The sequence below is a fragment of the Streptomyces sp. NPDC049837 genome (assembly GCF_040674455.1).
Classification (GTDB): domain Bacteria; phylum Actinomycetota; class Actinomycetes; order Streptomycetales; family Streptomycetaceae; genus Streptomyces.
In genome coordinates this window covers 75,165-99,087 of record NZ_JBFAMP010000002.1, presented here as the reverse complement: position 1 = coordinate 99,087, position 23,923 = coordinate 75,165, and the positions used below count along the sequence as shown (strand labels likewise).

Annotated in this window: 28 protein-coding genes and 1 pseudogene; 9 read left to right on the top strand and 20 right to left on the bottom strand. The window is 72.0% G+C overall.

Annotation, left to right across the window (positions count from 1 at the left end; translation table 11 throughout):
• Nucleotides 1-2: 2 nt before the first annotated feature.
• From AB0J57_RS05050 to AB0J57_RS04985, 14 genes are all read right to left on the bottom strand, one after another.
• Nucleotides 3-227, bottom strand: coding sequence for a hypothetical protein (locus AB0J57_RS05050; RefSeq protein ID WP_366126576.1), 225 nt, complete (start codon nt 225-227; stop codon nt 3-5).
• Nucleotides 224-553 carry a hypothetical protein gene (locus AB0J57_RS05045; RefSeq protein ID WP_366126575.1) on the bottom strand — a complete coding sequence of 110 codons (330 nt, stop codon included), beginning with the start codon at nt 551-553 and terminating at the stop codon, nt 224-226. Before AB0J57_RS05045 ends, AB0J57_RS05050 begins: the two co-directional genes overlap by 4 nt.
• 273 nt (nt 554-826) lie before the next feature.
• Entirely contained in the window at nt 827-1,876 is a 1,050-nt protein-coding gene (locus tag AB0J57_RS05040; RefSeq protein ID WP_366126574.1) for an AAA family ATPase, read from the bottom strand.
• An 11-nt stretch (nt 1,877-1,887) separates the two neighbouring features.
• Entirely contained in the window at nt 1,888-2,325 is a 438-nt protein-coding gene (locus AB0J57_RS05035) for a hypothetical protein (protein ID WP_366126573.1), read from the bottom strand.
• Nucleotides 2,326-2,408: 83 nt separating this feature from the next.
• Nucleotides 2,409-2,669 (bottom strand): DNA-binding protein, encoded by a 261-nt coding sequence (locus AB0J57_RS05030; protein WP_366126572.1) that lies wholly within the window; start codon nt 2,667-2,669, stop codon nt 2,409-2,411.
• A complete protein-coding gene (locus AB0J57_RS05025) occupies nt 2,659-2,880 on the bottom strand; it encodes a helix-turn-helix transcriptional regulator (RefSeq protein WP_366126571.1) in 222 nt (73 codons plus the stop codon). The genes AB0J57_RS05030 and AB0J57_RS05025 overlap by 11 nt, the downstream gene beginning before the upstream one ends.
• 505 nt (nt 2,881-3,385) lie before the next feature.
• Complete coding sequence (locus AB0J57_RS05020; protein WP_366126570.1) at nt 3,386-5,506, bottom strand: cell division protein FtsK; 2,121 nt, start codon at nt 5,504-5,506, stop codon at nt 3,386-3,388.
• Between the two features lie 97 nt (nt 5,507-5,603).
• Nucleotides 5,604-5,774, bottom strand: a complete 171-nt coding sequence (locus AB0J57_RS05015) for a DUF6257 family protein (protein WP_366126569.1) — start codon at nt 5,772-5,774, stop codon at nt 5,604-5,606.
• Nucleotides 5,771-5,905, bottom strand: coding sequence for a hypothetical protein (locus AB0J57_RS05010; RefSeq protein WP_366126568.1), 135 nt, complete (start codon nt 5,903-5,905; stop codon nt 5,771-5,773). The genes AB0J57_RS05015 and AB0J57_RS05010 overlap by 4 nt, the downstream gene beginning before the upstream one ends.
• A gap of 75 nt (nt 5,906-5,980) precedes the next feature.
• The gene (locus AB0J57_RS05005) at nt 5,981-6,286 is read right to left on the bottom strand and encodes a hypothetical protein (RefSeq protein ID WP_366126567.1); all 306 of its coding nucleotides are present in this window, start codon (nt 6,284-6,286) and stop codon (nt 5,981-5,983) included.
• The gene (locus AB0J57_RS05000) at nt 6,279-7,217 is read right to left on the bottom strand and encodes a DUF2637 domain-containing protein (protein ID WP_366126566.1); all 939 of its coding nucleotides are present in this window, start codon (nt 7,215-7,217) and stop codon (nt 6,279-6,281) included. Before AB0J57_RS05000 ends, AB0J57_RS05005 begins: the two co-directional genes overlap by 8 nt.
• A gap of 190 nt (nt 7,218-7,407) precedes the next feature.
• A complete protein-coding gene (locus AB0J57_RS04995; protein ID WP_366126565.1) occupies nt 7,408-7,779 on the bottom strand; it encodes a hypothetical protein in 372 nt (123 codons plus the stop codon).
• On the bottom strand, nt 7,776-8,297 hold the full coding sequence (locus AB0J57_RS04990) for a hypothetical protein (RefSeq protein ID WP_366126564.1): 522 nt from the start codon (nt 8,295-8,297) through the stop codon (nt 7,776-7,778). The genes AB0J57_RS04995 and AB0J57_RS04990 overlap by 4 nt, the downstream gene beginning before the upstream one ends.
• Complete coding sequence (locus tag AB0J57_RS04985) at nt 8,294-8,539, bottom strand: helix-turn-helix domain-containing protein (RefSeq protein ID WP_366126563.1); 246 nt, start codon at nt 8,537-8,539, stop codon at nt 8,294-8,296. Before AB0J57_RS04985 ends, AB0J57_RS04990 begins: the two co-directional genes overlap by 4 nt.
• 187 nt (nt 8,540-8,726) lie before the next feature.
• Between AB0J57_RS04985 and AB0J57_RS04980 the strand changes: the two genes are divergently transcribed.
• The 3 genes from AB0J57_RS04980 (at nt 8,727) to mug (ending at nt 11,644) form a co-directional block, all read left to right on the top strand.
• Nucleotides 8,727-9,464, top strand: coding sequence for a GntR family transcriptional regulator (locus tag AB0J57_RS04980; protein WP_366126562.1), 738 nt, complete (start codon nt 8,727-8,729; stop codon nt 9,462-9,464).
• A gap of 187 nt (nt 9,465-9,651) precedes the next feature.
• Complete coding sequence (purB, locus tag AB0J57_RS04975) at nt 9,652-11,085, top strand: adenylosuccinate lyase (RefSeq protein WP_366126561.1); 1,434 nt, start codon at nt 9,652-9,654, stop codon at nt 11,083-11,085.
• A gap of 19 nt (nt 11,086-11,104) precedes the next feature.
• A complete protein-coding gene (gene mug, locus AB0J57_RS04970; protein WP_366126560.1) occupies nt 11,105-11,644 on the top strand; it encodes a G/U mismatch-specific DNA glycosylase in 540 nt (179 codons plus the stop codon).
• Nucleotides 11,645-11,653: 9 nt separating this feature from the next.
• Here the strand turns inward: mug and AB0J57_RS04965 are convergent, their stop codons facing one another.
• From AB0J57_RS04965 to AB0J57_RS04955, 3 genes are all read right to left on the bottom strand, one after another.
• Complete coding sequence (locus tag AB0J57_RS04965) at nt 11,654-12,091, bottom strand: hypothetical protein (protein WP_366126559.1); 438 nt, start codon at nt 12,089-12,091, stop codon at nt 11,654-11,656.
• Nucleotides 12,092-12,154: 63 nt separating this feature from the next.
• A complete protein-coding gene (locus AB0J57_RS04960) occupies nt 12,155-12,889 on the bottom strand; it encodes an ABC transporter permease (RefSeq protein WP_366126558.1) in 735 nt (244 codons plus the stop codon).
• A 2-nt stretch (nt 12,890-12,891) separates the two neighbouring features.
• Entirely contained in the window at nt 12,892-13,815 is a 924-nt protein-coding gene (locus tag AB0J57_RS04955) for an ATP-binding cassette domain-containing protein (protein WP_366126557.1), read from the bottom strand.
• Between the two features lie 110 nt (nt 13,816-13,925).
• Here AB0J57_RS04955 and AB0J57_RS04950 point away from each other — a divergent pair, with 110 nt between their 5' ends.
• The 3 genes from AB0J57_RS04950 to AB0J57_RS04940 all read left to right on the top strand — a co-directional run bounded on the left by AB0J57_RS04950 (nt 13,926) and on the right by AB0J57_RS04940 (nt 16,990).
• The gene (locus AB0J57_RS04950) at nt 13,926-15,059 is read left to right on the top strand and encodes a histidine kinase (protein WP_366126556.1); all 1,134 of its coding nucleotides are present in this window, start codon (nt 13,926-13,928) and stop codon (nt 15,057-15,059) included.
• Nucleotides 15,060-15,068: 9 nt separating this feature from the next.
• Nucleotides 15,069-15,719 (top strand): response regulator transcription factor, encoded by a 651-nt coding sequence (locus AB0J57_RS04945; RefSeq protein WP_366126555.1) that lies wholly within the window; start codon nt 15,069-15,071, stop codon nt 15,717-15,719.
• 113 nt (nt 15,720-15,832) lie between these two features.
• Entirely contained in the window at nt 15,833-16,990 is a 1,158-nt protein-coding gene (locus tag AB0J57_RS04940) for an ROK family transcriptional regulator (protein ID WP_366126554.1), read from the top strand.
• A gap of 24 nt (nt 16,991-17,014) precedes the next feature.
• Here AB0J57_RS04940 and AB0J57_RS04935 read toward each other — a convergent pair whose 3' ends face one another.
• Nucleotides 17,015-17,761 (bottom strand): GntR family transcriptional regulator, encoded by a 747-nt coding sequence (locus tag AB0J57_RS04935; RefSeq protein ID WP_366126553.1) that lies wholly within the window; start codon nt 17,759-17,761, stop codon nt 17,015-17,017.
• Nucleotides 17,762-18,010: 249 nt separating this feature from the next.
• On the bottom strand, nt 18,011-18,922 hold the full coding sequence (locus AB0J57_RS04930) for an RNA polymerase sigma-70 factor (RefSeq protein ID WP_366126552.1): 912 nt from the start codon (nt 18,920-18,922) through the stop codon (nt 18,011-18,013).
• A gap of 129 nt (nt 18,923-19,051) precedes the next feature.
• Between AB0J57_RS04930 and AB0J57_RS04925 the strand changes: the two genes are divergently transcribed.
• Nucleotides 19,052-19,882, top strand: coding sequence for an alpha/beta fold hydrolase (locus AB0J57_RS04925; protein WP_366126551.1), 831 nt, complete (start codon nt 19,052-19,054; stop codon nt 19,880-19,882).
• 36 nt (nt 19,883-19,918) lie between these two features.
• Here AB0J57_RS04925 and AB0J57_RS04920 read toward each other — a convergent pair.
• Nucleotides 19,919-20,755, bottom strand: a pseudogene (locus tag AB0J57_RS04920) (DMT family transporter); the annotation flags it as partial.
• Between the two features lie 83 nt (nt 20,756-20,838).
• Between AB0J57_RS04920 and AB0J57_RS04915 the strand changes: the two are divergent.
• Both AB0J57_RS04915 and AB0J57_RS04910 read left to right on the top strand, forming a co-directional pair.
• A complete protein-coding gene (locus AB0J57_RS04915; RefSeq protein WP_366126550.1) occupies nt 20,839-22,248 on the top strand; it encodes a PLP-dependent aminotransferase family protein in 1,410 nt (469 codons plus the stop codon).
• 90 nt (nt 22,249-22,338) lie between these two features.
• On the top strand, nt 22,339-23,907 hold the full coding sequence (locus AB0J57_RS04910; RefSeq protein WP_366126549.1) for an alkaline phosphatase D family protein: 1,569 nt from the start codon (nt 22,339-22,341) through the stop codon (nt 23,905-23,907).
• Nucleotides 23,908-23,923 lie beyond the last annotated feature (16 nt).

The window sequence follows — 23,923 nt, the reverse complement described above, 5'->3', positions numbered from 1 at the left end:
GGTCAGTCACCCGCCTTCAGGTGCAGCCGGTAGCTGTTGAACAGCATCTGCGCGGTACGGGCCTTGACCGGGTCGCCGCTGGTGGACGCCAGGTGCATCTGTACGGCGATCTGCTCGTCGCACGGGTCGGGGTCGGCGAACGCGTCCTCGATGAGCGCGTCGGCGTCTACGCGCTTGATGGCGTCGGCGATGTTCAGCAGGTCGTAGCTGCTGGGTTCGTGGCTCACGATGCCTCCTGGGGGCTGTCGGTGAACGCCCTTGGAGCGTTCGCGCACTGGGGGTTGTGCTGCTGGGCGCAGCGGGGGTGTCCGCGGCAGAGGCGGGCGCCGCACCCCTTGGAGCACAGGAGGTAGGTGCCGCGGGTGAGGGGGCGGGCGCATGAGGCGCAGAACCCGAGCCGCTTCCCCGTGCGCCGACCCTTGGCCCTGTAGCGGGCTTTCAGGCCGTGCCGGCGGTTCTCGGCGAGCTCCTCGCGGCGCAGCTTGTCCGCTGCCGCCTTGGCCTTCGCTGCCGCTATCCGTGCGGCTATCACCTGCTCGACATGGGAGGTCATGGGTGGCTCCTATCGGTGTGGTGCTCCTGGTCTGTGGTTGCTGCGAAAGGCAGCAGCAGAAGGGGTGAGTGGGGGCTTCAGTTGGTGTCTGTGTGCCAGGGGCGCACGTTCCACCCCCTTAAAGAGGGGGGTGGAAACGTGCACCTAGGCGGCGTGCACCCGCGTGCACCTGTGCGTGCACCTGTGATCAGGGGTTTTACGGCGAGCGTGCACCCCTCGTGTAGACCGTGCGGGGTGCACGCCCAAATCGGTGCGTGCACCCTCCCGTGCACCTCACGTGAGCCCCTGAGTCATCGGAAAGTAGGACGCGGAACCACCCGGGAACCCGGGTTCGACTCGAGTCATCTCGCCGAGGGTGACGTGCCGTTCGAGCTTCCGCCGCGCCTTCTCTTTCTGTGCCCTGGTGGGGTTCTTCGTCTCGAACAGCGCCTCGGCGGCCTTCAGGGCGGTCAGCCCTTCCGGTCCGGCTACCCGGGCCATCTCGGTCAGGTCGGCCGTCTGCGTGACGCTGGTTACCCCGGCCGCGTGGTCGTGGGTCAGATGTAGCGGCCCGATCTCGTCCATCGGCTGCTTCAGGTGCCGGAGGTTCACGACCGGGTCGCCGGCCTCGCCCCACAGCAGGACGATGGACCCGGCGCCCGAGGTGATCCACACGGAGCCGTAGATGTCCGCCATCGTGTTCGGCGCGGCACCGTTCGGGCCCCGCTTGACCAGGTGGTGCAGCTCCAGCACCTGGACGCCCTGCCGGATTGCCATCTGCCGGGCCCGGTTGTACCCGGCGCCGACTTGGTCGTCGGAGAGACCTACGGCCGCATCCTTCAGCGAGTCGATGACGACCGTGTCAGCGCCCGCCTTGTCGCACATGGCGGCCAAGACGCTGGGCTGCTGGGCCAGGTCGAACGGTGGAGGGCCCTCCCAGACGACCAGCCGGTCGTTCAGGATGGCCGGGTCGTCGTAGGCGAAGATGCGGTGACCCGCCCGCCGCGTCTGTGACGGCCGGTCCATCGCCAGCAGAAGAACGCGCTTCCCGGTTGCCACCGGGTAACCAAGGACCGTGTCCTGCAAGCCGATGCGCGCTCTGATGATCTGGTGGGCGAGGGTCGTCTTGCCGACGCCCTGGGGAGCGGCGAGGAGAAGGGCCTCCCCCTCCGCCCACAGGACTTCGCTGCCTTGCCCCCAGACTGCCGGCGGAGTGGCGGGCACGTCCTGGAAGTACGAACCACCCTGCTTGAACACGGGGGCGACGGCTTCCTGCACCGGCTCCTTCACGGGGCTCGGCGCGAGCGCGAGGGCTGGACCGCGGGCCCAGTCCTCTGGCCACATGTCGGGAAGGGTCACGCAGCGGCCCCCCCTTCGCGGTAGGTGCGGGTGCGGTTGTGGGGAAGGTCGATCTGGCGGCCGTCGATGAGGTGGCGCCACTTGTCGGTGCCGGGTACGCGGATGGGCGGCCAGCCAGTGGTGGCCTGCAACCGATGCGGCGGAGGCGGCACGTAGGCGGCAGCGCGCCGGGCCGTTTCGACGGCTTCGGCGAGCGGCGGCCGTGCTCGCATGCAGTCGGTGAACCACTGGATGAGTGCTTCTTCGTCGCCGTACTTGCGCCACTTCTCCGCAGCGTCGAGGGCGGCGGCGAGCCGCTTGGGGTCGTCGGGCTCGAGGTCGAGCCATGCCGGGCTGGCGTATGGGGGGAAGACGCCAGCGAAGAACAGGCCGCGGGCGTCGGCCCAGAGCTGGACGACGTCGCCGGGGTCGATGTGCGGCCCGTCGTGTGACACAGTGGACGCAGACGAACCGCCCGCCGCGGAGTCTTCTCGGTCCCCAGGTGATTGCTGCACCTGGGGGCCGCTGGCTTTGGGGCTCATGCCGCCTCCGGGTCGTTCTCGTCGACGCCGCTGGGCTCCCCGGAGAGAAGCCGGACAAGGTCGGCTGTGATGACGACGTGCCGGGTTCCGAGGGGGATCGTCTTGACGGGCGACTCGCCACGCTTGATGCGCTCGCGGAGGTAGCTGGGGCTGCAGCCAATCGCAGTTGCGGCCTGAGGAACCGGCACAGTGGCCGGCCACTTGCGAATCTCGGAGAGCGTCGGCTGGCCCATGGATGCCTGCTTCTTAAGCGGCATGGACTTCCTCCTCCACGAGAAGGTCGTCCACCTGTCGGCCGAGGGCGTCAGCGATGGCTGCGAGGACGGTGGTGGGAGGGGTTACGCGGCCTCGCTCGTACTCCTGGATGGAGTAGGCGGACCGATCGATGCTGATGGCGAGTCGTTCGATGGAGATGCCTGCGGCCTTGCGGGATTCGCGGAGGCGGCGGCCGGAGAAGTACCGAGCCATCGGGATGTGTCTCCTGAAAACACGAACGCCGAGCACGACTGACCGGTCTTCGGTCTCAGTCGTCTCGGCTTCCCGTTGCGGGGGTCCCTGGCTGCCGTTGCGGTCTAGCCAGTTTCCGCCGTTCGCCCTTGCCTGTGCATCGCCGTTCGGCTGCCAGGCCGTTGCGGCCTGGCTGCACCCCTGGGGGCTAGAACTCGGTGTTCTATTTGGCGGATAACCCTACTACAGGGAAGCCGATACCGGTAGGGGTGTTCGGCTGACGGATGGGTGCGCGCCCGCTCCACAGGCGGGCCGGTCAGGTGCCGGGCGGTGCTCAGATCCCCGCCCGTAAGTGGGCCGGAAGGCTTCGGATGCACCCCTCTACCTGCCTTACCTTGCAGGTCAGCGGGCCTTACCGCCCCTGCTACCGGGGTAAAGGGCCCCCGCTACTTCGCTGGCTTCTAGCGATCACCCCGAAGGGGTCAACAAGCTTCGCTTGCCAGCGACTTGGTAGCGGGGTTCCCCTCTACCCGGTGAAGGGGATCGCCCCCTCGATGTCGCGACGCTGGTACCCGGCGCCGTTCTCTCCGTTGATCTTCACTTGCTTGCTGGTGCGGTTGACGCCCGCACCCTCGAGTTCCTTGGCCAACTTCTCCGCGTCCCAGTCGCCGTAGGTGTCCTCATCAAGGTTGACGAGCCGCTGCAGCAGGTCGCGGGTGAACATGCGCGGGGAGTGCTGCATGCACTCCAGCACGTCGGAGATGACGGCCGGGATGCGGTGCCCGTGCTCGGCTGCCTCCGCGACGACGTCGCCGGCTGCATCCCCCGTGAGCTGCCCAACCGCCTTGCGCATGGCGCGGCCCTTGGCGCACAGCGCGTTGAACTCGGCGGTGGTGAGCAGGTCGTTCTTGACCGTGGCGAACGAGGCGGGGCCGGTGACCAGGACGACGACGCCCTTGTGGTCCTCGGACAGAACCGACGCGTCAGCGCCCATGGACGCCTTTCCCTTTCCGAGCACCATGTCGGACGACGTCTGGTCGGTGACCTGCGTACACGCCCGGATGGTGATGATCTCCCGCAGCTTCGTCGGCACCGACTCGGCGTCCGGTCGCTGGGAGGCGTAGTTGGAGATGAACCCGGCGGCCGGGCCGCGGCGGGCGATGCGCGCCATGTCGTCAATGACGGCCTTGCGCTCCTTCTCGTCGCCGATCGCGATGAACGCTTCCTGCAGCTCATCGACGGTGAAGAAGATGAACGGCATGTTGTACTTCTCGACGATCGCCGGGGTCAGCTTGCCCTCCGGGCAGATGCTGGTCGGCAGCTCACGGAGGATCGCGAAGCGGCGTTCCATCTCCGTGAGGAGCTCTTGCAGCATCGCCTTGAACGCCTCGATGGCGTCGTCCTCGGCGCCGACGACCAGGCGGTGCGCGACCTGCCGCATCTGCATCCAGTCCTGGCCGCCCTTGAAGTCGGCGACGTAGTGCCGCACGTAAGGGTCGAGCAGGCCGGCCGCCGTGAGCAGCCGCTGGGTGAACGTCTTACCGCGCCGGGGCAGCCCCCCGAAGAACATCGACTGCCACACCACGGGCACCGCGACGCGGTTGCCGCGCGCGTCCTGCCCGAACGGGATCGGGTCCCAGATGGAGAACCGCTCCATCTTCGCCAGCGGGGACGGCACAGGGTCGGCCAGGTAGGGATCGTCGTCCGCGACCCACATCGACACCCGCGACGCGTTGCCGCCCTGAGCAGCGCGGACGCGTGACATGACGACCTGGATCTCGTCTACGCCGAGTTCGGCGGCGATGGTGGTGCGCTTCGCCAGGACGTCGACAGCAGTCTTGCCGCCGCCCTTCGGCAGATCGAAGATGACCGCCCAGCCGTGGCCGTCGCGGACCGGGCCCATGACACAGGAGACCTTCGGTCCGTCGTCGTCTCCCTTGCCGCTTTTCAGGAGGCCGGAGGCGCGCAGCGCGTCGTTGAGCTGCTGGGCGTTCATGTCGACCCGGATGGGCGGTGCGGCGTGGTCGAGCAGGGTGGCTTCCTTGCCGCGTCCCAGGTGGGCAAGGGGAAGCGCGGTGGCTGCGGCGGCACCCAACTGGAGCATCGGCGGGGCGAGGTAGGCGCCCAGGGCTGCGGCGGCGACCGCGCCGGCGGCAGCGCCCCAGCGCCAGCGGCGCGACTCGGTACGAGCCCGGTGCGCCATCTGGTGCCGCAGCGCGAGCTCGGCGTCCTCGGGCTTGGCCTTCACTTGGGCGGCCAGGGCCTTCACCGTGCGGGTGTGGTCCTGGCAGGACAGCACCGGCCACAGGCCGCGGCAAGCGCGGAAGAAGCCGCGGGAGGCCAGCCACACCGTCTTGACGGCGTACTTGGGGACCCGGATGCCGTGGTAGCGGGTGTTCCACCAGCACAGGCGTCCCAGGGCCTTGGCGTTGGCCTTGATCCGGGCCGGGGTGCGGGCCCAGGCGGGCAGTACGGGCGCGTCCGGCACGGTCAGCCAGTCGGCGAGCGGGTTGTCGTCGCGGTCGACGGCCTCGACGACGTCGACCGGCTGCGGCTCCTCGACGGCCGGGGTCGGGTTAGTCGGCTTGAGCAGGTTCACCTTGACGACCGGATGCCCGTTGACGGGCCGGTCCAGGACTTCCGTCATGATGGTTCCTCCTGGTTTTCGTTACGCATTTCGTTACGGGACCGGGCACGGGGCGGCCGGCGATCCTTGGCCGGGAGACGGCCGCCCCGTGGCGTAGCTAGCTGTGCTTCCGTCCTCGCTTCTCCGCGCCCTCGATGACGCGGTCGATCTTCCGTTGCAGGTCACGCTGGTCGACGTCGTCACCAGCCAGCCCGCGCTTGCACATGCGGGCCACGTACCAGGCGACTTTCGCCTTCTCGCTGCTGGTCAGCTTCGGCTCGCCGCTCACTCGTCGTCACCCGACGCCTGGAGGTGGGCGTCCATGAGGGCGGCCTGCACGTCCTGGACCTGGCCCTGCTCGATCTGGGCGTAGACGGCTTCGCTCGCCATGAACTGGCGGTCCTGGTAGTTCGGGTCCATGGGTTCCTCTCCAGGGGCTGGACTGTCCGGCCCCACCGCTCCCCCACAGGTGTGCTGCGGGGGACGGAGGGACCGTCAGCCCTTGCCCTTCTGGTAGTCCGTCCACATGCCGCGCAGAACCAGCAGGCAGGCCGTGGCGCACACGGCGCCGATGGCCACGGCCACGGCGAACAGGGCGCTGACCATGCCGACGGAGACGACCACGCCGCCGATCACCAGCCACTTGCGGGCATCGAAGTCCTGCCGGGGCGCCGGCACCGGCGCGGCCTGCTGCTGGGCGAGGAGCTGCTGCGCGGCGAGGATCGCGGCGATCTGCTGCACCATCGCCGTGTTGTCGGCTGCCTCGACCGCTTCCCGGGCGGCCTTCTCCAGGTCACTCACTCTGACCACCCGTCATCATCTCGGCGAGGAGCACGTCACGGCGCAGGTCCGTCGCCTCGCGACGGGACAGTCCGAACTCCTCGCGCAGCCTGTCGATGGTCACGCCCCGCTCCCCCGACTTGACCAGCCTCCGGTGCAGCCGCCGAGCGCGTTGCCGCAGCTCAGTCGGCGTGAGGACGATCGGCGCGGTGACCACCTGCCGGGCCTCCGCCGCTGGTACCGCAGGCGCCTTGGCGGGCGGATTCCCGATGGTCGTCTGGAAGGGGAACTTGTCCGCCCACGGGTCGACCGCGGTGACCTCCGGGACGACCACCTTGCGCGGCTCGATGCTGGCCCTCTTGTTCACGGGCAGCGGCAACGGCATCAGCCCTGAGGGTCCCGAGCAGATGACCGGCGGGGTGACCATCGCGGTGATCGCCTTGCGGTCATCCGCAGAGCGATCAATGGTCACCTCGTCGGCCCGTTCCACGGTCACTTCCGCAGCAGCGCGAACGTGATCAACGCTCTCCTGCCCAGCGAGGGCCTGGTGGATCTGCCGCATCAGCGCGCCGAACGCCAGCAGGGCGGCCGTGGGCGGCACGGCAGCTACCACGTAATCCAGCAGCGGCACGGCGCCCGGGTCGCGGGTGCCGGTCACCCCGGCCACGTTCAGGACGATCGAGCCGACCGACCCGGCGGCCGTCAACCCGATCGCCCACGGGTCGACCCGCCGCGCCAGCGCGGCCCGAAGCATCAGCAGTTCACCCGCGACGATGAACAGGTCCAGGGTGGCCGGCCACGCCCATGCACGCGCCGGGGCCTGGCCGAGCCCGTGGCCCAAGGCCACCTCCGCGAGATGCGCGTAGGACAGCCAGAACGCGGCGCCCGTCAGCGCGATGATGACAGCACCGGCCCCGATGGCCAGGGCCCTGGTGGGGTTGAAGTCCTTCATCACTCGTCAACTCCTTCGGCGACACGCACCACCAGGTGCGCGGCCAGGCAGACGCCCTCACGGTCCCGGCGCTCACTCGCCTCGAGGAGCGCGGCCATCAGGGCAGGAATAGAAGGCAGGGGCCGGGCCGACCGGCCCGCCGCACGGATGGCGGCGTGCTCGGTCGGGCGGCGTACAGGCCATCGGGAGCTCACCGGGTGGCTTCCAGGACGGCGAGGCGGCGGGCCATCGCGCGGACCTGGGAGGCGTTCTCCACGAGGGCTGCGGCCAGGGCGTCCAGCGCCGCCGAGCCCATGGGGTGAGGGCCCGCCAGCAGCTCCACCGACACGAACACGTCCCGGCCGGGGTCCATGTTCGTGAACGGCCGCTGCTCCAGCATCAGCGACAGCAGAGGCGACTTGCCCTCAGGCGTCGGCACGTACAGCGGCACATCCTTGCCGGTGTGCGTGATGTCGACCCGGGCCCCGCCATCCTGGTGGTACTGCTGCGTGCACCAGGCCGGGCAGGGGATCGTCACGTCGCCGTGGTCCATCGTCGGGATGGTCACGGTGCGGGCGCTCACGCCTGGGCCTGCTTGCGGTACTCGGCGCGGAGGGCGACCAGCTCGGCCTGTACCCCACGGAGCCTGTCCAGCCGCTGGGCGAGGGAGTTGATGACCGTCTCCAGGCCGTCCGGGTCGAGGCCCTCGATCCAGTGGTCGTCGACCACCTCGACGTCCGCGTGCGGGAGACGCTGGGACACCTGCCGGTCGAACGGGTTGACGTTAACCATCACCCCGAGAACCCGGAACTCCTCTGGCTCGCCGTTGACGTTGATCGGCAGCGTCAGGCTCTCGGGCTCCTGGTAGCACCAGATGTCGTCGCGGAAGGTGGGCGACGCCATGTCGCCGCTGTGGTCGGCGACACAGCCCGGCATGCACGTCACGGTCTGGCGCTTGCCGGTGGCGCGGTCGACGAACGACCAGGAGCGGGGCTTCAGCGTCTCGACCGACGCGGCCGCCGGCTGCGTGGGGATACCCGCCAGGAACGGCTCGACCAGCCCTCCAGAGGGCTTGACGTTCTTGGGTACGGTGGTGCTCACAGCGTCACCGCCAGCTCTGCGGCGGGGATGCCGCGGTCGGCGAGGTACTGCGTGAAGGCGGCGCGGGAGACACGGATGGTGCCGCGGCCCTGGCCAACGCGATACGACGGCAGCCGCCCCGACTTGATCTCGGCGTAGACCGTGGAGGGGTCCACCCGGAGCGCGATGGCGATGTCCTTGACGCGGAGCGGACTGCCCGGAGGCGTCTCCGTCTGGGCATGCGAGATAAGCTCAACGTGCATCTGTGAGACTCCAGATCTCGAAGGATGCGGAGCCCTGGCGGACACGGCGCTGCAACGTCGTGATCACCCCGCCGGGGCTCACGTCTTGTTCCTGCGTAGTCGCGGGAACTGCGTACCTCTAGACTGTTCTAGAGTCCCCCCGAAGTCAAGGACTCTTCTAAAGTACTCAAGAACAGGAGAGTTTTAGATGTCCTCGAATCGGCGGCCGATGGCTCCCTATCAGCGCATCGCTGCCCAGATCATGGCGCAGATCGACAGTGGGGAACTCCGTCCTGGCGACCACGTCCCGTCCGTGAGCAAGATCATGCAGACGGAGGGGGTGAGCACGGCGACTGCCGCTCGTGTCGCTGCCGTCCTCCGTGCCGAGGGCTACGCGGAATCAGTGCCGGGCGTCGGCACGATCGTGATCGAACGCAAGACGCTCACCGCGGGTGCCGACCGTCTCGCCAAGCTGCAGGCGGGCGGGGCCACGCTCGGAGACGATGAGCGTGTTGAGATCCTCGACGCCGTGAGGCAAGAGGCGTCCCAGGAAGTCGCCGACGCCCTCGGCCTGGAGGCCGGCGCCGAGGTTGCACGGCGCCGGCGACGGTACCTCGACAGCGCGGGCGTCGTCACGGTGTCCACGACGTGGGTGTCCGGCGCGATTGCCGACCAGGCGCCGGAGTTCCTTGAGGTCGCGCCTCTCCCCAGGATGACGTTCGGGCTGATTGAGGAGCGCACCGGGCGGCGGGTGACTCGCCGCCGGGACACGGTGGCGCTCCGAGAGGTGCCCGAGGACGTCGCCGGACTGCTGGAAGTCGAGGCGGGCACACCGACCGTCGTCGTGATCAATCACTACTGGGACCAGAACGGCGAGCCGACCGAATACGCCGTCGACTACCTCGGTGCCGGCCGTGAGCTGTCGTCCGAGTACGACCTCGACTGAGGTGAGAGCACAGCAAGAGGCCCCGCCGGATGTCCGGCGGGGCCTTCGTTTGTTGCTACGACGGACGTCTCACGCCTATCTCACAGAACAGCGCTCAGAGGGTCACCCAAGGGCAGGATGACCAGCAGTTTTCCGCACGCCACGTGCGTGACAGATCCTCTATGTGCGCCGGGTAAACTCTGGTCACGTGACTGCCAAGCCCCGCATCCCCAATGTCCTGGCCGGCCGCTACGCCTCCGCGGAGCTCGCCGTCCTCTGGTCCCCCGAGCAGAAGGTGAAGCTGGAGCGCCGGCTGTGGCTCGCCGTGCTGCGCGCCCAGAAGGACCTCGGGATCGAGGTGCCGGACGCCGCGCTCGCCGACTACGAGCGGGTGCTCGACCAGGTCGACCTGGCGTCGATCGCCGAGCGCGAGAAGGTCACGCGCCATGACGTGAAGGCGCGGATCGAGGAGTTCAACGCGCTCGCGGGCCACGAGCAGGTCCACAAGGGCATGACGTCCCGCGACCTCACCGAGAACGTCGAGCAGCTCCAGATCCGGCTCTCCCTGGAGCTGATGCGCGACCGCACGGTGGCGGTGCTGGCCCGGCTGGGCAAGCTGGCGGGCGAGTACGGCGAGCTGGTGATGGCGGGGCGCTCGCACAATGTCGCCGCCCAGGCCACGACGCTCGGCAAGCGGTTCGCGACCGCGGCGGACGAGCTGCTGGTGGCGTACGCGCGGCTGGAGGAGCTGCTGGGCCGCTACCCGCTGCGCGGCATCAAGGGCCCGGTCGGCACGGCGCAGGACATGCTGGACCTGCTGGGCGGGGACGCGGCGAAGCTCGCGGAGCTGGAGCAGCGGATCGCCGCGCACCTGGGCTTCGCGCACGCCTTCACCTCGGTCGGCCAGGTCTACCCGCGCTCCCTCGACTACGAGGTCGTCACCGCGCTGGTGCAGCTCGCCGCCGCGCCGTCGTCGCTGGCCAAGACGGTCCGGCTGATGGCCGGGCACGAGCTGGTCACCGAGGGCTTCAAGCCCGGCCAGGTCGGCTCCTCGGCGATGCCGCACAAGATGAACACCCGCTCCTGCGAGCGCGTCAACGGCCTGATGGTCATCCTGCGCGGCTACGCGTCGATGACCGGCGAGCTGGCGGGCGACCAGTGGAACGAGGGCGACGTGTCCTGCTCCGTGGTCCGCCGGGTGGCGCTGCCCGACGCGTTCTTCGCGCTCGACGGGCTGCTGGAGACGTTCCTGACGGTGCTCGACGAGTTCGGCGCGTTCCCGGCGGTCGTCGCCCGCGAGCTGGACCGCTACCTGCCGTTCCTGGCGACCACCAAGGTGCTGATGGCGTCGGTGCGCGCCGGGGTGGGCCGCGAGGTCGCGCACGAGGCCATCAAGGAGAACGCGGTGGCGTCGGCGCTGGCCATGCGCGAGCAGGGCGCCGAGCGCAACGAGCTCCTCGACAAGCTCGCCGCCGACGACCGTATCCCGCTGGACCGCGAGCAGTTGGACGCGGCGATGGCGGACAAGCTCTCGTTCACGGGTGCCGCCGCCGACCAGGTCGGTGTGGTGGTCGCCCGGATCGAGGAGATCGCCAAGCAGCACCCGGAGGCCGCCGGTTACGTCCCCGGTGCGATCCTCTGACGCGGGGCACACGACCCGTATGACTCCCCAGGAACTCCAGGCCGCTCGCGACCGCATCGTGCCCGATGTGATCGCGGGCGGTCTGTCCGTGCTGTTCTGCGGCATCAACCCGGGCCTGATGTCGGCCGCGACGGGCCACCACTTCGCCCGGCCCGGCAACCGCTTCTGGCCCGTGCTGCACCGGTCCGGTTTCACCCCGCGGCAGTTGAAGCCGTCCGAGCAGGACGAGCTGCTGACGTACGGGCTCGGCATCACCAATGTCGTCGCGCGGGCCAGTGCGCGCGCCGACGAGCTGAGCGCCGAGGAGTTCCGCGAGGGCGGCCGGCTGCTCGCCCTCAAGGTGGCGCGGCTGCGGCCGCGCTGGCTGGCGGTGGCGGGTGTCACCGCGTACCGCACGGCCTTCCACGACCCCAAGGCGCGGATAGGCCCACAGGAGCGGATGATCGGCGACACCCGGATCTGGGCGCTTCCCAACCCCAGCGGCCTGAACGCGCACTGGACGCTGGAGACGATGGCGGAGGAATTCGCCCGGCTGCGCGCCGCCGCCGAGGAGTCGTAGGAGCGGGACCTAGGGCGGGTCTATCTCCGTGACGGCGGTGACGAGCTGGAACGGCAGCTCCTTGTCCCAGTGCGAGACGCCCAGGGCTATCCACCGCCCGTCCGCCCGCCAGAGGTGGACGTCGGGGACGGACTGGCTGAGGGCGTCCCAGGGGTCGGGTATCTCCTCGCCCGCCATGCCCCGGTCGAACACCGACCAGAGGCTGAACACCTGCGGTTCGCCCCAGCGGGCGGTGAGCAGCATCGCGAGCGCGTCGCGCTCCGCGTCGTACTGGTCCTCGACGATCTCGCGCCGTGTGCCGTCGTCCTCCCAGAAGTCCTCGCTCGTCGCCAGCTCGGCGATGTGGTAACCGACGCCGCTGTAGCCCACGTCCGTTCTGCCGAACTCCCCGGGGAAGGGGCGGGAGCGCAGCCGATCGATGGTCGCCAGATGCCGTGCGGTGGTCATGGCTCCAGTAAAGCGGCCACCACTGACAATTGGCGTTCCGTCAGGCCCCCGGCCCGCATGCCTTCACGCGTCCCTGCGGCGTACGGCGAACCAGCCCGCCAGCAGCGCGGCCGCCGCCCAGCCCGCCGTCACCGCGAGCCCCGTCCAGGGGCCGATGCCAGGCGTGTCCTGGTGGACCACCAACTGCCCCGCCTGGTCCGGCAGGTAGTCCGCCACGCCAGAGGCGACGTCCCCGACCACGAACGACACGATCAGGACGAACGGGACCAGAACGCTCAGGACGGCGGTGCCGCTGCGCAGCACGGCCGCCAGGCCCGCCGCGAACAGGGCCATCAGCGCCAGGTAGAGGCCGCTGCCGACGCAGGCGCGCACCGCGCCGGGGTCGCCGAGCCCGAGGGCCCGCTCCCCCACGAACGCCTGCCCGCCCAGGAAGGTGACGAAGCCGGTCACCACACCCACCAGCAGGACCAGGGAGCCGACGACGGCCGCCTTGGCGGCGTAGAAGCGTGTCCGGTCGGGGACGGCGGCGAGGGAGACCCGCAGGGCACCGTTCACGTACTCGGAGGAGACCGCCAGCGTGCCGAAGGCGATGGCGGCGACCTGGCCGAAGTTGAGGCCGAAGAAGGCGGCGAAGAGCGGGTCGTCACCGGTCTGTCCCGCTTCGTCGGCCCCCGTGAGGGCGTTGACGAGGACGGTGATCCCGGCGGTGACCGCGAACACGGCGATCAGGGCCGCCATGAGCGAGCGCATGGTGCGGATCTTGAGCCACTCGGAGTGGAGGACGGCAGCGGTACGCATGGTCAGGCCTCCTGGCGGGTGGTCGTGAAGTCGGCCTCGGTGGCGGTCAGCTCGAGGTACGCCTGTTCCAGCGAGACGCGTTCGTCGGACAGCTCCTGGACGGGGATGCCCTCGCGGGCGGCGAGGGCCCCGATGTCCTCGGCCTTCGCGCCGTCGACGGTCAGCCGGCCGTCGTCCGAAGGGGTCGCGGCACCGAGCCCGGCAGCGGCGAGGGCGGTGCGCAGGCGGTCCGGTTCGGGGGTGCGCACGCGGGCGCGCGGCCTGCTGCGTTCGTCGAGGAAGTCCTTCATGGGAGTGTCCGCGAGCAGCCTGCCGCGCCCCAGCACGACGAGGTGGTCGGCGAAGGTGGCGGTCTCGTTCATGAGGTGGCTGGAGACCAGGACCGTGCGGCCCTCGCGGGCGAGGCGGCACATCGTCTCGCGGACCCAGACGATGCCTTCCGGGTCGAGGCCGTTGGACGGCTCGTCGAGGATCAGCACGTCCGGATCGCCCAGAAGGGCGGTGGCGATGCCGAGGCGCTGGCGCATGCCGAGCGAGTACGTCGCGATGCGGCGGCCGGCGACCGCGCCGAGACCCGCCTCCTCCAGGACCTCGTCGGCCCGGCGCGCCGGGATGCGGTTGCCGGCGGCGATCACCCGCAGGTGGCCCCGGGCGGTGCGGGAGCCGTGGGCGGCCTGCGGGTCGAGCAGGGCGCCGACCCGGCGCAGCGGCTCGGCGAGGGTGCGGTAGGGGCGGCCGCCGACCAGGGCGGTGCCGGACGTGGGGCGGGCCAGGCCCAGCACGAGGCGCAGAGTGGTGGACTTGCCGGCGCCGTTGGGGCCGAGGAAGCCGGTGACGCGGCCGGGCAGGACGCTGAAGGTGAGGCCGTCGACGGCGCGGCGGCCGCCGTAGTGCTTGGTGAGTGCGTGGACGTCGATGCTGGTCATGCCCTCGAGCCTGGCCGTCGTACCGGGGGCGTGACCTCCCCCTCGGGGGGCTCTCGTCTCCCCCGCACGGGGGAGCCGCCCGCCCCGGGGGCACTGGCACGATGGCCGTCATGCGCCGAGTCCTCCGCCTCTTGACCCGACGGGTCACCTATACGCGCTGGTTGCACCTGTGCCTGCCGTCCCTGGTCTACGCGGTGTGGATGTACATCAGCGTCGACTCGCCGTGGGTGCCGGTGCTGCTGGTGCTGCCGGCGGGGCTGGTCGCGTGGGTGCGGCTGGCGGAGGGTGTGCAGGCGCAGTTGCTGCTGGGGCCGGACGCGCGAGTGACGGCCGCGCCGTCCGACACCTGGGAGCAGCGGGGGCGCACGGTCCTGTGGCTGGGGGTGCGGCTGGTCGCCGCCGTCGTGACGATGGTGGCCACGGTCCGGCTGCTGATGCTGACCTACGACCTGCTGGCCGCGGCGGGCGGCGGTGCTCCGGGCGACTGGGTGTACGGACCGCTCGCCGTGCTGCCCCTGGTCGCCCTTCTGGCAGTGGTCGTCGGCCTGGGCGAGCTGATCACCAGGGTGGCGGGGCGGTTGCTGGGGCCGTCGGCGGCGGAGCGGCTGGCCGCTCTGGAGGAGCGCACCGAGCGGCTGCTGGAGGGCAACCGCATCGCGCGTGAGCTGCACGACTCGATCGGGCACGCGCTGACGGTGGCCGTCGTGCAGGCGGGCGCGGCACGGGCGGCGCGGGACCCGGAGTTCACGCAGCGGGCGCTGGCGGTGGTGGAGGAGACGGGCCGCGGCGCGCTGGAGGACCTGGAGCGGGTCCTGAAGGCGCTGCGCGAGCCCGGGCACGCCCCGGGCACGCGCCCGTCGCTGGTGGAGGCGGAACGGCTTCTGGAGTCGGCGCGCGCCTCGGGCGCGGACGTCATGGCGGAGGTGTCGGGCCCGGTGGAGCAGGTGCCGGGACCGGTGTCCCGGGAGGGCTACCGCATTCTCCAGGAGGCGCTGACCAATGTGCTGCGGCACGCGGGAAGGGTGCCGGTGAGGGTGCGGATCGCGGTGTCGGAGGGGTGGCTCGACATCGAAGTGACCAATCCGGTCGCGGGCTCCGCCCGTTGGGAGGGCGGCAGCGGTCTGCGCGGGATCCGGGAGCGGGCGGCGCTGCTGGGCGGGAAGGCGTTCACGGGACCGTTCGAGGGCGAGTGGCGGGTGTGCGTGAGCCTCCCGCCGGACGGCCCGGACGGGGCGGCGGCCTAGGCTGGTCCGATGCCCATCACGGTTCTGCTGGTCGACGACGAGCCTCTGGTGCGCGAGGGTCTGCGCGCCGTCCTGGGGGCGCAGCCCGACATCGAGGTGGTCGGGGAGGCCGCCGACGGGGCGGCCGTCCTTCCGCTGGTGCGTCAACTGCGGCCGGACGTGGTGGCGATGGATGTGCGGATGCCGCTGCTCGACGGCATCGAGGCGACGCGGCTGGTGCTGCGTGCGGTGCCCGAGCCGCCGAAGATCCTGGTGGTGACGACCTTCGAGAACGACGAGTACGTGTACGGGGCGCTGCGCGCGGGTGCGGACGGGTTCCTGCTGAAGCGGGCCCGGCCGACGGAGATCGTCCACGCGGTACGGCTGGTGGCGGAGGGCGAGTCGCTGCTTTTCCCCTCGGGGGTGCGGTCGCTGGCGGCGACGTACGGCAACCGCACCGCGCGGGCCGCGCTGGAGCGGGCGGCGCTGACGGAGCGGGAGTCGGCGGTGCTGCGGCTGATGGCGCGGGGCATGTCGAACGCGGAGATCGCCGCCGAGCTGGTCGTCGGCACCGAGACGGTCAAGTCCCACGTCAGCGCCGTGCTGGCGAAGCTGGGGGCCCGTGACCGTACGCAGGCGGTGATCGCGGCGTACGAGTCGGGGTTCGTCGCGCCCGGGTGAGCGCCCGGTCCCGGGGAGTGCGCGGCGGGCGCCCCCGGCGAGGGGCCTGACGGCTCGGCCGGGTCATTGAGTACCATCCGGCAGACATTGCGTTCTAGCTGGGAGGACACACGGTGGGCCGGCTGACCGGCGGGGATCCGTCGCTGCTGCGGCGGATCAATTCCGCGGTGGTACTCCATGCGCTGCGGGACGCCGACGCGCGCACGCTCACCGACCTGACCCGGATCACGGGGCTGTCCCGGCCGACCGTCGAGGGTGTGGTCGAGGGGCTCATCGGCAACGGCCTGGTGGTCGAGGCGGCGCCCGAGGAGGGCGAGGCGCGGCGCCAGGGGCGGCCGGCGCGGCGGTTCCGGTTCCGGGCGGAGGCGGGGCACCTGCTGGGTGTCGAGATCGGGCCGCACCGGGTGGCCGCGCTGCTGTCGGGGCTGGACGGGCGGATCATCGGCGCCGGGTCCCGGGAGGTGTCGGAGACGGCGTCGGCGGACGAGCGCCTGGAGCGGGTGCGGGCGGTGGTCGCCGACGTGCTGCGGCGCACCGGTGTGGCGCGCGGCAGTCTGCGGGCGGTGGGTGTCGGGACGCCCGGGATCGTGGAGGCGGACGGCACGATCCGGCTGGGTACGGCGCTGCCGGGCTGGACGGGTCTGGCGCTGGGCGAGCGGCTGCGGCGGTCGTTCCGGTGTCCGGTGCTGGTCGAGAACGACGCGAACGCGGCGGCCGTGGCCGAGCAGTGGAAGGGCGCGGCGACCGATTCGGACGACATCGTCTTCGTTCTGGCCGGGCTGAGTCCGGGCGCCGGGTCGCTGATCGGCGGGCGGCTGCACCGGGGGTTCGGCGGGGCGGCCGGGGAGATCGGCGCGCTGCACCTGCTGGGGCAGGGGGCGACGCCGGAGACGCTGCTGTCGACCACGGACGAGCCGCTGCACCCGCTGGACGAGCAGGCGGTGGCGGAGGTGTTCGCGCTGGCCCGGGAGGGCGACGCGCGGGCCCGGGCCGCGGTGGACCGGTTCATCCAGCGGCTGGTGCACGACGTGGCGGCGCTGGTGCTGGCGCTCGATCCGGAGCTGGTGGTGGTCGGCGGCTGGGCGGCCGGCCTCGACGGCGTACTCCAGCCGCTGCGGGAGGAGCTGGCACGGTTCTGTCTGCGGCCGCCCCGGGTGGCGCTGTCGCTGCTGGGTGAGGCGGCGGTGGCGACGGGTGCGCTGCGGCTGGCGCTCGACCATGTGGAGGAGCAGTTGTTCGCGGTGGAGGGAACGGTGACGGCCCGCCGCTGAGCGACGGGCCGTGACAGGCGTGGTTCAGGACGCGATGCCGAAGTCTCCCGCGTCGCCGAAGGTGAGCCGGCAGGTGTCGGCGCGGTAGGTGGCGACGGAGACGGCGGCGGTGCGCCCGTCGGACAGGTAGCGGGTGGTGACGACGAGGACGGGGGCGCCGGGCAGCCGGTCGAGCTCCTTGGCGTCGTCCGCGCGGGCGGAGCCGAGCTCCACGGCGCGGTCCTGGCCCTCCAGGGCGAGCCGCTGGAGTTCGCGCAGGACGGCGCGGGCGCGGGCCGGGCCGGAGGGGGCGTCGATGCCGGTGAGTTCCGGTACGGAGGCGGCGGGGACGTAGAGCTGCTCGGCGGCGACGGCCTGACCGTGCGTCATACGGAGGCGGCGCACGGTGTGCACCGGCTCGTCGGCGCCCTGGTCCAGGTCGAGGAGGCGGGCCACGGCGGCGGGCGGGGCGGCGAGGGCGCAGTCGACGGGCTGCCAGGTCTCCTCGCCGGCGCCGGGCCACTGCGCCTGAGCGGTGGAGACGTCCACTCCCATGCGGGGCGGTGCGACGGTGGTGCCGACACCGCGGCGGCGCTGGAGGCGGCCCTCCAGTTCGAGCTGTTCGAGCGCCTGACGGAGCGTGGCACGGGCGACGCCGAAACGGGCGGCCAGTTCACGTTCGTTGGGCAGGATCTCCCCCACCGAGAATTCGGTGTCCAGTGCTTCGCCGATCACGGTCTTCAAGTGCCAGTACTTGGGCTCCGGCACCGATTCCAGTTGCGTGGTCCCCACCCTGATCCTCCGCAATCGCCGGACTCCCGGCGGCTTTCCGTGCCTTGTTTATTAAAGGTTCCTGCACTATCCCTGCGACCATAAGGCGGCACCCACCCTTGGTCAAGACCAATCGTCGGCCGGTTACGGAGCGGGGTCGAGCCTTGTCGCAGAGCGTTCACAGGCTGTTCGCGTACACCGCGGGGTGACGACGAAGGCCCCGCGCCCGGGAGAGGGGACGCGGGGCCTGGTGGCGCCCATGGGTGCCGGTTACGACACCAATGCGGCTAGCTTATCCGGATTTCTCACGATATAGATGCACTGGATGCGGCCGTCCACCACATCCACCTGAATCAGCGAGTCGGGCTTCCCGCCGGCGAGTACGAGCAGCGCCGGCCCGCCGTTGACCTCGACGGCCCGGAGCTCGGCGTACGCGGCCGGATCGCCGGCGACCGCGCACAGGAACCGGCCGATCTTGTCGGCGGTCTCCATGACGCGCCGGGGCGCCTGGGCCTTGCCGCCGCTGTCGCCGATGAGCCGCACGTCGGGCGCGAGCAGGGCGAGCAGTCCGTCCAGGTCACCCCCGGCGGCCGCGGCGAGGAACCGCTCGGTGAGGTCGCGGCGTTCGTCGGGGTCGACGTCGTACCGGGGCCTGCCCTCGTCGACATGGCGGCGGGCCCGGCCCGCGAGCTGCCGCACGGCCGCCTCCGACCGGTCGAGGGTGGCCGCGATCTCCGCGTACGGGAAGCCGAACGCCTCGCGCAGGACGAACACCGCCCGTTCCAGCGGCGAGAGGGATTCGAGGACGACCAGGACGGCGAGCGACACGGAGTCGGCGAGCACCGCGTGTTCGGCGGTGTCGGGGACGGTCGGGCCGAAGTCGGTGAGGACCGGTTCGGGCAGCCAGGGGCCGACGTACGCCTCGCGGCGCGCCTGCACCTGGCGGAGCCGGTCGATGGCGAGCCGGGTGGTGACCCGGACGAGATAGGCGCGAGGCTCGCGGATCTCGGAGCGGTCCGCGGCGGACCAGCGCAGCCAGGCCTCCTGGACCACGTCCTCGGCGTCGGCGACCCGGCCGAGCATCCGGTAGGCCACTCCCGTCAGGACGGACCGGTGCGCCTCGAAGACACGGGTGGTGTCGTCGGCGTCCGGGCCGGCTTCTGTGTCTGTGTCGGTTGCCACCGTCCCATCATGCGGTACGCGGCGGACACGGGACGGCCCGGCCCCTTGAACTCGGCCCTACCGGGCGGTAATTGTTGCTGACGAAGCGTCTAAGACAGGGCGTGCCCAGTCAGGGACAGGAGCAGCAGCATGGCCGCACAGGTGTCCTTCCCGGTCGAGTCCCCGCGCGGGTCCGGCACGGTGACGGTGGAGTACGAGCGGATGGGCGACGGGGAGCCGCTGCTGCTGCTCCACGGCATAGGGCACCACTGGCAGGCCTGGCAGCCGGTGCTGGAGATCCTGGCCGCCGAGCGCGAGGTGGTCGCCGTCGACCTGCCCGGCTTCGGCGCCTCCCCCGCGCTGCCCGACGGGTTCGCGTACGACCTGGCCACGGTCGTGCCGGTGCTCGGCGCGCTGTGCGAGGCCCTGGACCTCGACCGTCCGCACGTGGCGGGCAACTCGCTGGGCGGGCTGCTGGCCCTCGCGCTCGGCCGCGACAAGCTCGTACGGTCGGTGACCGCGCTGTCGCCCGCCGGCTTCTGGACGGAGAGCGAGCGCCGGTACGCCTTCGGGACGCTGCTCGCCATGCGCCAGGGGGCCGAGTCGCTGCCGCTGCCGATGATCGAGTGGCTGTCCCGGTCGCCCGCCGGGCGGGCCGCGCTCACCAGCACCATCTACGCCCGGCCCGGGCGGCGTTCACCGGAGGCCGTGGTCGCCGAGACGCTCGCGCTGCGCGGGGCGACCGGCTTCCGCCAGACGCTGGTCGCCGGGCGCCGGGTGCTGTTCACGGACGACGTCCCCGGGCTGCCCGTCACCGTCGCGTGGGGCACCCGCGACCGGCTGCTGCTGCGCCGCCAGGGCGTCCGCGCCAAGCGGGCGGTCCCCGGGGCACGGCTGGTACGGCTGCCCGGATGCGGACACGTGCCGATGAACGACGACCCCGCCCTCGTCGCGCGCGTGCTCCTGGACGGCAGCCGCTGACCGGCGGCCCAGGACACCCGAGCCGAGCGCGACGCCCGCGCCGACCAGCGCGCTGCCGGCGCCCTGGGCGACACCGTAGGAACCGGTGGCGACCAGCGGCGCGGTCATCGCCGCGGACACCGGGATGAGCCCGGAGAACAGGGTGGCGCGCTCGGCCCCGATCCGCTGCACGCCCACGTACCAGCAGACGAACCCGACGACCGTGACGACGGCGGCCTGCCACAGCAGCGCCACCGCCTCCTGCCCGGTCGGTGCGCGCAGCATGGCCGTACCGTCCATCAGCAGCCCCGCGAGCGCCGATTCGAGCGCGGCGACGCCGCACACGGTGGCCGACAGCAGCCTCGGGCCGAGCGGCTTCAGTACGGGCACGGCCAGCACCGCGAACCCCACCTCGCCCACCAGGGCCCCCACCGACCACGCGATCCCGGCCGCGTCCGTACGCCCCCACCCCTGCACGGTGAACGCCCCGGCCGCGACGAGCAGCGCCCCGTACAGCACCGGCCGCGCGGGCCGGCGCCCGTCCAGGGCGGGCACGAGCACGGCGACCACCACCGGCGCGCAGCCGACGAACACGCCCGGCACCGCTGGTTCCGCGGTGCGCTCGGCGGCCAGCACGGCCAGGTTGAACCCGACCATCCCCACCGCCGCCAGCACCGCCACCCGCGCCCACTGGCGTGCCGTCAGCCCGCGTAGGGCGGTGGCCGCGCCCCGCCCCACCAGCGGGAGGAGCAACAGGAAGGCCAGGCCGTAGCGGAGGGCCTGCCCGCCCGCGTACGGGTAGTCGCCGAGGACGCTGTTGGCGGTGAAGGAGGCGCCGACGAGGACGCAGGCGAAGGCGGCGAGCAGGGCGCCCCGCGCCCGGTTCACGTTCATGGCGACGACGCTAGGCGGGGCGGCGGTCCGGTCGCAGGGCCACTTCCGCCCGTGGTTCGTGGACCACTTGTAGGGTCGGGAGCATGACGGGCGAACGGGGTGGGGGCACCTGGGAGTTGCTGCTGCCGGCGGTCGCCGCGCCGCCCCGGCGACGCGGCCGGATGCTCCAGTCGGCGCTGCGTGACGCGGTCAGGTCCGGCCGGCTCGCGGCCGGGACGCGGCTGCCGTCCAGCCGGGAGCTGGCGGCCGACCTCGGGGTGTCGCGGGGGCTGGTGACGGAGGCGTACGAGCAGCTCACGGCCGAGGGGTACCTGCGCAGCGGCCGGGGCGCCGGGACGTGGGTGGGCGACGCGGTGCGGCAGGCCACGCCCGCGACGCGGGACCTGGCCCCGCGTGCCGTGGGCGCCGGGGTGGACTTCCGCCCCGGCTCGCCGGACCTGTCGCTCTTCCCCCGTACCGCCTGGGCGGCCGCGCACAAGGCGGTCCTGTCCCGGTTGCCGCACCTGGCGCTCGGCTACCCCGACCCGCGCGGGCTGCCCGAGCTGCGTACGGCCCTGGCCGCGCTGCTGACGCGGCGGCGGGGCGTGGTCGCCGACCCCGAGCGGCTGGTGGTGTGCTCCGGGGTGGCGCAGGCGATGACGCTGCTCGGTTTCGTCCTGGGGGCGCGGGGGCTGCGTGCCCTGGGCGTCGAGGACCCGGGCGCTCCGGAGCCCACGGCCCTCTTCGCGTCGGCCGGGCTGCGGACCGTGCCCCTGCCGCTCGACGCGGAGGGTCTCGCCGTCGGGCCCCTCACCGCGTCCGGTCTGCGGGTCGTGGTCACCACGCCCGCCCACCAGTTCCCCTCGGGGATCGCCTACTCCGCGCGGCGCCGCGCCGAACTGCTCGGCTGGGCCCGCGCGGTGGACGGCTACCTGATCGAGGACGACTACGACGGCGACTTCCGCTACGACCGCTCCCCCGTGGGCGCCCTCCAGGGCCTGGACCCGGAGCGCGTGGTGTACACCGGCTCGGTCAGCAAGTCCCTCGCGCCCGGGCTGCGGCTCGGCTGGATGCTCGTCCCGGAGTCGCTCGCCGGCGAGGTCGTCGAGCGCAAGCGCACCATGGACCTGGGCAACCCGTCGCTCGACCAGGCCGTGCTCGCCCACTTCGTCACGAGCGGCGGCTACGACCGCCAGTTGCGCCGCTGCGGCCGCGCCTACCGGGAGCGGCGGGACGCGCTCATCGACGCCCTGGAGGAGCACTTCCCCGGCACGGAGGTCAGCGGCATCGCGGCCGGGCTCCACGTCATCGCGCGCGTGCCGGGGCGTTACGCGGCGGGGGGCGTCCTCGTGAAGCGGGCGGCCGCCGCCGGGGTGACCCTCCGTCCGCTCGCCGACTACGGGACGGCGACGGCGACCGGTCCGGACGACGGGGACGTACGGCTGGTCCTGGGGTACGCCCATCTGACGCCGTCCGACATCGCACGCGGGGTAGGGCTGCTGGCGGGGGCCTGAAGGCGGTTGTTCACGCGGGGTTCGCGTGCGCGCCGCCACCGGGCGTTAGGCATGGGGCGACTCCCCGCCCTGTCTCTTGGAGGCGTATCGATGTCGCACACTCCGTCGCACCGTCCGAGCCCGTCCCCCGCCCGCCGTACCGTGCTGCGCGGTTCGCTGGCCGCCTCGGCGGCCCTGTCCCTGGGTGCCGCCGCGCCCGCGTTCGCCCGGTCCGGGCGGCCGCGTGCCGCGTGGGGCGTGCAGACGGGTGACGTCACGGCGTCGTCCGGCCTGGTGTGGGTACGGTCGGACCGCCCGGCCCGCATGGTCGTGGAGACCTCGGCCACCGAGTCGTTCCGGCACGTCCGCCGCCACGTCGGTCCGCTGCTCGGCCCGGACACGGACTTCACCGGCACCACCGCGCTGCGCGGCCTGCCGCCGGGCGAGCAGGTGCACTACCGGGTCACGCTCACCGACCCCGACGACCCCCGGCGCGCCGGCGAGCCGGTCCTCGGCACCTTCCGCACCGCGCCCGCGCGGCGCCGGGACGGGGTGCGGTTCCTGTGGTCGGGCGACATCGCCGGGCAGGGCTGGGGCATCAACCCGGACATCGGCGGGTTCTTCGCGTACGACGAGATGCGCCGCCTGGACCCGGACTTCTTCCTGTGCAGCGGCGACACCGTCTACGCCGACGGGCCGCTCCGGGAGAGCGTGACGCTGCCGGACGGGCGGGTCTGGCGCAACGTCATGACGGAGGAGAAGGCGAAGGTCGCCGAGACGCTCGCCGAGTACCGGGGCAATTTCCGGTACAACCTGCTGGACCCGGGCGTCCGGGCCTTCAACGCCCAGGTGCCCTCCATCGTGCAGTGGGACGACCACGAGGTGCGCAACAACTGGTACCCGGGCCAGATCCTGGACGACCCGCGCTACACCGAGAAGGACGTCGACGTCCTGGCCGCCCGCTCGCTGCGGGCGTTCGGCGAGTACTTCCCGGTGTCCACCCTCCACGCGGGGCGGATGCACCGGGTGGTGCGGTACGGGCCCCTCCTGGACGTGTTCGTCCTCGACATGCGGACGTACCGCAACGCCAACTCGCCCGGCCGCCAGACCGACGACACCACCGGCATCCTGGGCGCGGAGCAACTCGCCTGGCTGAAGCGGGAGCTGAGCCGCTCCCGGGCGGTGTGGAAGGTGCTCGCCGCCGACATGCCGCTCGGGCTGGTGGTCCCGGACGGCGCAACGGACATCGAGGCGGTCGCGCAGGGCGACCCGGGCGCGCCGCTGGGCCGTGAGCTCCAGATCGCCGAACTGCTCCGGTTCGTCAAGCACCGGCGGATCACCGGCACGGTGTGGCTCACGGCGGACGTGCACTACACCTCGGCCCAGCACTACGCGCCGGAGCGGGCGGTGTTCAAGGATTTCGCGCCATTCTGGGAGTTCGTCTCGGGACCGCTCGCGGCGGGCGGGTTCCCGGCGAACGCCCTGGACGGTACGTTCGGCCCGGACCGGGTGTTCGTCCGGGCGCCGGAGCGGGCGAACGTCTCGCCGATGGAGTCGCCGCAGCACTTCGGCGAGGTGGACATCGACGGCGACAGCGGCGAACTGACCGTACGGCTGCGGGCGACCGGTGGGGCGGTGCTCTTCTCCAGGACGCTCCGGCCGGGGCGGGTCGGCCAATGAGGCCCCAAGACCAAAC